The organism is Caballeronia sp. (assembly GCF_028292365.1).
Taxonomy (GTDB): Bacteria; Pseudomonadota; Gammaproteobacteria; order Burkholderiales; family Burkholderiaceae; genus Caballeronia.
Window position 1 is genome coordinate 1 of the sequence record NZ_JAQGMM010000627.1, and the last position, 6,321, is coordinate 6,321.

The window sequence follows — 6,321 nt, forward strand, 5'->3', positions numbered from 1 at the left end:
TACAGGACACGGCTGGATATCGTGCTGGCGCGGCACGGCTTGAGAGTCAGCACACCGCTGGAATTCGGCTCGCTCGACGCCATGCTGGGTTGCGTGGCGGCAGGCGTCGGCGTGACGCTGCTGCCAAAAGGCGTGGTCGCAACAGCGTGGCGCGAAGGCCGTGTGGCAGTGCATGAGGTCGCGCCCGAAGATGCTCGCGTCGACACGTTGTTCGTGCGGCGCCGTGACGTATATGCGACCACCGCGCTTAACGCTTTTCTCGAGATTGCGCGTCCGGTTGCAGCCCCCGCGCCCGCGCTCGTAGTTGCTTGAACGACCCGTTTGAGCAATGCGGGTGTGAGCGACCAGGCTAAGGCTTCGCGTATGTGCCCTAAGTGACATCGCTCAAACGTGATCGCGGAAGACTTCCTTCGCAGCGAACAGGCCGTTGAGTGCCGCCGGGAATCCCGCATACACCGCCATTTGCATGATGGTTTCGACTATCTCGTCACGGCTGAGACCCACGTTAAGCCCTGCGGCAATATGAACCTTGAGCTGGGGCGTTGCATTGCCCAACGCGGTAAGTGCGGCAATGGTGGCAATTTCACGAGCACGGATGTCCAGGCCCGGTCGCGAATAGATATCGCCGAATGGAAATTCAAGCAGGTACCGCGCAAAGTCCGGCGCAATATCCGCAAGCGAGTCGATGACCTTTTCTCCTGCTTCCCCGTCGATCTCCGACAACACCCGTTTGCCTCGTTCTAGGCGACTTTCCTGATCCGCTTGGCGTTCGATCGTGTCTTGCATTTTTCAGTCCTCAGTTGAGCTTGGGTATAACCGGCTATTTTGTCGTCGAGGACGAGAAGGCATGCCTGAAGTTCTGCCACTCTGATTTGAACCTGATCGCGATGGTCCGCCAGCAGCTTGCACCGTGCTTCCTCGGTCGCCGCGCCTTGTGCGCGAAGCCCGGCGTAACGCAGCATTTCCTGAATCGACATGCCGGTCGTTTTAAGCCGGCCCAGAAACTCGATCCATGTAAGGATGGATGCGTCATAAACACGTTGACCCGTGTGGTCCCGCGGCGCAAACGGCAATAGTCCGATCCGTTCGTAGTAGCGAATCGTATGGGCTGTCAGGCCCGTCCGCTCGGCGATGTCACCTATCTTCATGGCTGCGTTCTCGTTTCGACATAGAGCATGGTAGGACTTAGAGTGCACTCTAAGTCAAGCGGTTTTCGGCATTGTTCCGCTAGCGCGGAATACGGGTTGCGGGCGTTGCGACAAATGAGCATGCTTAGCCCCGGAAAATATCAGAGGCTCGCTTTATCCTCGTCTGCCGCTCGTCACGAGGCGCCGAAAGTTCACGTACCATACGTCGTGCGCCGTACTGGCTGGTCCCAAATAATCAACGTCGCTTGTTCGAATAATCTCTACAAAGACGCGGGCTATGGAATACGTCCTTGTGTTAATCGTCGGCGTGGCAGCGGGCGTGTTGAGCGGAATTATTGGCACGGGATCGTCCATGATGCTGATGCCCGTACTCGTGATTCTGTTTGGACCTCAGCAGGCCGTCCCCATCATGGCGATCGGCGCGATCATGGGAAATCTTGGCAAGATTGTCGCGTGGTGGAGAGAGATCGACTGGCGTGCTTGCGGCGCCTATTGCCTGACCGCTGTTCCGGGCGCTGCGCTAGGGGTTCACACGCTGTTATCGTTGCCCGCCCGCGCGGTTGAAATAGCCCTTGGTGTATTTTTTGTAGCCATGATCCCTACCCGGCGGTGGCTCGCACGACGCTCGGTAAAGTTCAGCCTTTTGCACCTTGCGCTGATCGGCGGCCCGGTCGGATTTTTAACCGGCATCGTTGTCTCCACGGGTCCGATCACCGTGCCTGTTTTCACGTCTTACGGACTGGAACGAGGCGCTTTCCTCGCTACGGAAGCCGCCGGCTCGCTCGCCGTGTACGGGACCAAGATTGCTGCGTTCAAGGAGTTTGGCGCACTGCCGGCGGGCGTCGTATTTCAAGGCCTGATCGCGGGAACAGCGCTGATGACCGGATCGTTTTTCGCGAAGTCGATCGTCGTCCGCATGGCGCCATCGACATTCAAATTACTGGTCGACGGACTCATGCTGTCGTCCGGTCTCTCGTTGCTTTGGGCGGCGGCCGGCCAGTAGTTGCCAAGCCAGCCTGGCGCCCTGTCGAACCGCGCGAACAATGACATCACTGATCTTGTCTCGTCTTCGAATGGCTGCGGTCCTCGCGTCCATGCTTGCAGTCCATGGATGTGCCGCGGTGCAAGAGACCCGGTGTGCGCCCGGCGAGGACCACGCGGTCAACGACGTGATGATCTTCGGCACGGCCAAGCCCGTCGGTACTGTTACGCCCGGAGAGTGGACGGAATTCCTGCAAACTTCAGTGACGCCCCGGTTTCCTCAAGGGCTGACAGTCTGGCAGGCATCCGGACAATGGCAAGGCGCCGATAACACCATCGTTCACGAAGCCTCGTTTGTGCTTAGCCTGGTGCATCCTGACAACGAGCCTGGCGAAGCCGGCGTACGCGCAATCGCCAACGAATACAAGTCGCGCTTTAGCCAGGAATCCGTGCTCAGGGTCAAGAACCATGCTTGCGTTTCCTTCTAAGCGGCGTTGTTGCTAAGCGCCTCTTGGCGGCAGCATCTATTTGCTGCCCATCCAGTTCTTAAATACCAGAACGCTTAGGGATTTATCACCCGGAGCCGGTCACGTCCTCACACCCCTCGCACATCCAACTCACTCAATTCCGACTTGCCAATCTCATTAAACTAGTTATATTATGACTAGATACATTAAGACTAGTTGAAATCCATGGTCCGTTATTCACCACTTGCTCTAGCCGTTCTCGCCATGCTGACCGAAGGGCCCATGCACCCCTATCGGATGCAACAGCTCATCAAGGCGCGCGGCAAAGACGAAGTCATCAATGTCAGCCAGCGCAACAGCCTCTATCAAACGATCGATCGCCTGATGCGGGGCGATTTAATAGCCGTGCGCGAGACCGAACGTGATGGTGCATTCCCCGAGCGCACGATCTACGAGATCACCGAGGCCGGTCGTGACACCGCCCGGCTCTGGCTGCGGGAACAGCTCGCTCAACCTGCGCGCGAATTCCCGGCTTTTCCGGCAGCGCTTTCGTTCCTGCCCGTGCTGACGCCGGACGATGTCTGCCGGCAACTCGTGACACGTATCGGCGCACTGGAGCGCGAACTGGCCCGCCTCGACGGCGTAGACGAGCACGCCCACGCCATGCAAGTGCCGCGTTTATTTCTGCTCGAAGGTGAACTGGTGCGCGGCAAGCTCGTGGCCGAACTCGACTGGGTGCGCAGCGTGGTCGCCGACCTCAAGTCCAGCGCCCTCACCTGGAGCCCTGAGTGGCTCGATGAAATCGCACAACGCTTTGCGCTGCCCGCTGACGCCACCTCGTACAAACTGAACACCCCCTTCCCGGCCAAGGAGACGAAGGCATGAACCGCGAACCCATGAACGTCATCATCATCGGCGGCGGCACGGGGGGCTTATGCCTCGCGCACGGCCTGAAGCAGGCGGGCATCAACGTGGCCCTCTATGAACGGGACCGGTCGCGCACGGATGGTTTGCAGGGTTATCGGGTAGGCATCAATGCGCATGGCGTTGCATCGCTTGCGGCCTGCTTGCCGCCCGATCTGTTCGCGACTTTCGTGGCAACCTGCGCGCGTACCCCAGGCCACCTCAACATCCTGACGGAACGGTTGACCGAGTTGTTATCGATCACGCTCGACGAGGAGTCCATGGGCGGCAAGTCCGTCAGCCGGATGACGCTACGGCAGGTGTTATTGACCGGACTGGAACAGCACATCCACTTCGACAAAACGTTCACCCGATACGAGCAACACGCCAACGGCAGCGTTACCGCATTCTTCGACGACGGCACGCACGCCACGGCTGACCTGCTGGTCGGGGCGGACGGCGCGCGCTCCAGGGTCCGCCGGCAACTGCTGCCCGAAGCGCGGCTCGACAACACCGGTATTGTCAGCATCGCGGCCAAGGTGCCAATGAGCGAAGCATCGCGCGCGTTGCTGCCGCCCAAAGTGCTGGACGGCATCACGCTGATCAACGCGCCGAAGGGCTTCGGCGCCATCGTGCATGTCATGGAGTTCCCGTGGGGCGCGAACGGTCTCAAGGAGGGCATCGGCGGCAACGATGCCGGCCTGCTCGCGCGCTGGCCAGGCCTGCTGTTCGACAACACCCGTGACTATCTGATGTGGGGCGTATGGGGCGCGTTGCACAACCTGCCGGCCAATCCGAAATCGCTCGGCCAACCCGCGCTGCTCGCACTGGCCACCGAGATCACCGACGGCTGGCATCCGAATCTGCGCGCGCTGATTCGCGCCTCGGATCCAGCTACCGCGTTTGCCGTCGATGTCCGGACATCGGTTCCCGTCGACGCGTGGCCGACCACTAACGTGACCGTCCTGGGCGACGCGGTGCACCTGATGACACCGGGCCGGGGCGTTGGCGCCAACACCGCGCTGCGCGACGCTGCGTTGCTGTCCGCGCGTCTGGGTGCAGCTCAACGCGGCGAGATGTCGGGCCACGACGCGGTCGCCGGCTATGAGGCGCAGATGCGCGAATATGGCTTCCACGCGGTGGCGGAGTCGCGCAAGCAGTTCGATGCCAGTGGCGCCATACATCGCCCAATGGTCGGACGCGTGGCGCTCGGCGCGATGCGCACCGGCTTGCGGGTGGTGAACAATGTACCGTTGCTTAAGCGCCGCATGATCGACGCGGAAAACGATTTTCGTGGCGTAGAGCGTTCACAGCGGTAGCCAGGCGCGATAACTTCACGGTTTCGACCACATCAAGCTTTCATGCTCACCGATGAAACCTTCGACCCAAACGCTTTCCCGGAAAAGACGACGTCTTTTGCAATTCGCAGCCGGACTGCCGTTGTTGTCCAGTATCTGGGAACGGGTGCTCACGCCTGCGCTTGCGGCGGTGACTTCCAGTACGCTCTCTCGCGTTCGCCCGGGTGAGCCGGGCTGGCCCTCGGACGCACAGTGGAATGAACTAAGCCAGCAAGTCGGCGGCGCACTAGTCAAAGTCCAGTCGCCGCTGACGGCCTGCGCGAACGCGCCCGACAGCGCCGACTGCCAGCAGTTGTTCAAGGAACTCAAGAATCCTTATTTTATCGGCGATGAAGTCGGCCTGACGCAAACCCTCGGTTGGGTTGACGCATGGACATCGACACCCAGTGTCTATGCGGTGGCCGCGCGCAATACGAACGATGTAGTCGCTGCCATCCACTTCGCACGCCGTAATAATTTGCGGCTTGTCGTGAAGGGTGGCGGCCACAGTTATCAAGGCACATCGAATGCGCCGGATTCCCTGCTGGTCTGGACGCGAAAAATGAATAGCATCACCGTGCAAGATGCATTTGTCGGCACGGGATGCGAGGGACACGCCTCGCCGGTGCGGGCAGTGACGGTCGGCGCCGGCGCGCTCTGGGCTCACGTCTATGATGCGGTCACCACGCAGGCGGGCGGTTACGTTCAGGGCGGCGGCTGCATGACGGTCGGCGTAGCCGGCCTGATTCAGAGCGGTGGGTTCGGCAGCTTTTCCAAGGCCTACGGACTGGCGGCGGGAAGCCTGCTCGAAGCCGAAGTTGTTACGGCGGACGGCGTCGTCCGGATCGCCAATGCCTGCACGAATCCCGAATTATTCTGGGCACTAAAAGGCGGCGGCGGTGGCAGCCTGGGCGTGGTCACGCGGCTGACGCTGCGGGTCCACGCATTACCCGAGACCTTCGGCGCAGTGAACATGACGATCACGGCTACGTCGGCGGCCGCATTTCGCCGGCTGATTGGACTGGCGGTGGACTTCTATCATCGGGACCTGATGAACCCGCACTGGGGCGAACAGATCAGGTTTCGTCGCGACAACGTCCTCAATATCTCGATGGTGTTCCAGGGCCTCAGACGCAGCGAAGCGCAAGCGGTGTGGCAACCGTTCATGGACACGCTTGCCGCGGCCCCGGACGATTTCAAGGTTGAGTTCTCGCCGCTGAAAATCCTCGCCCTCCCGGCCCGCAGTTTCTGGGCTCCAACGATGTTCAAGAAACTGCTCGGCTTCATCAGCACCGACGACCGGCCGGACGCGCCCAAGGACAATGTCTTTTGGTCGGGTAATCAGGGAGAGGCGGGGCAAGTGCTGCACGGCTACGAGTCTGCATGGCTTCCTGCGGCCTTGCTGCAAGATGATCAGCGGCAAGCGCTGGCCGACACGCTGTTTGCCGCAAGCCGGCAATGGGGCGTGTCGCTACACGTCAACAA

Annotated in this window: 8 protein-coding genes; 6 read left to right on the top strand and 2 right to left on the bottom strand. The window is 60.7% G+C overall.

The window, feature by feature from the left end; all coding sequences use genetic code 11:
- The coding region (locus tag JWR14_RS36395; protein ID WP_299719242.1) for a LysR substrate-binding domain-containing protein at window positions 1-312 on the top strand (312 nt) is incomplete at its 5' end.
- 72 nt (window positions 313-384) lie between these two features.
- Here the strand turns inward: JWR14_RS36395 and JWR14_RS36400 are convergent.
- Together JWR14_RS36400 and JWR14_RS36405 are read right to left on the bottom strand one after the other, a co-directional pair.
- The gene (locus tag JWR14_RS36400; RefSeq protein WP_299719244.1) at window positions 385-786 is read right to left on the bottom strand and encodes a carboxymuconolactone decarboxylase family protein; all 402 of its coding nucleotides are present in this window, start codon (window positions 784-786) and stop codon (window positions 385-387) included.
- Window positions 741-1,148, bottom strand: a complete 408-nt coding sequence (locus JWR14_RS36405) for a MerR family transcriptional regulator (protein WP_299719246.1) — start codon at window positions 1,146-1,148, stop codon at window positions 741-743. Before JWR14_RS36405 ends, JWR14_RS36400 begins: the two co-directional genes overlap by 46 nt.
- 277 nt (window positions 1,149-1,425) lie before the next feature.
- Between JWR14_RS36405 and JWR14_RS36410 the strand changes: the two genes are divergently transcribed.
- From JWR14_RS36410 to JWR14_RS36430, 5 genes are all read left to right on the top strand, one after another.
- Entirely contained in the window at window positions 1,426-2,151 is a 726-nt protein-coding gene (locus tag JWR14_RS36410) for a sulfite exporter TauE/SafE family protein (protein ID WP_299719248.1), read from the top strand.
- 40 nt (window positions 2,152-2,191) lie between these two features.
- Window positions 2,192-2,617, top strand: coding sequence for a DUF3574 domain-containing protein (locus JWR14_RS36415; RefSeq protein WP_299719250.1), 426 nt, complete (start codon window positions 2,192-2,194; stop codon window positions 2,615-2,617).
- A 204-nt stretch (window positions 2,618-2,821) separates the two neighbouring features.
- The gene (locus tag JWR14_RS36420; protein ID WP_299719257.1) at window positions 2,822-3,481 is read left to right on the top strand and encodes a PadR family transcriptional regulator; all 660 of its coding nucleotides are present in this window, start codon (window positions 2,822-2,824) and stop codon (window positions 3,479-3,481) included.
- Entirely contained in the window at window positions 3,478-4,818 is a 1,341-nt protein-coding gene (locus tag JWR14_RS36425) for an FAD-dependent monooxygenase (RefSeq protein WP_299719252.1), read from the top strand. Before JWR14_RS36420 ends, JWR14_RS36425 begins: the two co-directional genes overlap by 4 nt.
- Window positions 4,819-4,915: 97 nt before the next feature.
- The coding region (locus JWR14_RS36430) for an FAD-binding oxidoreductase (protein ID WP_299719254.1) at window positions 4,916-6,321 on the top strand (1,406 nt) is incomplete at its 3' end.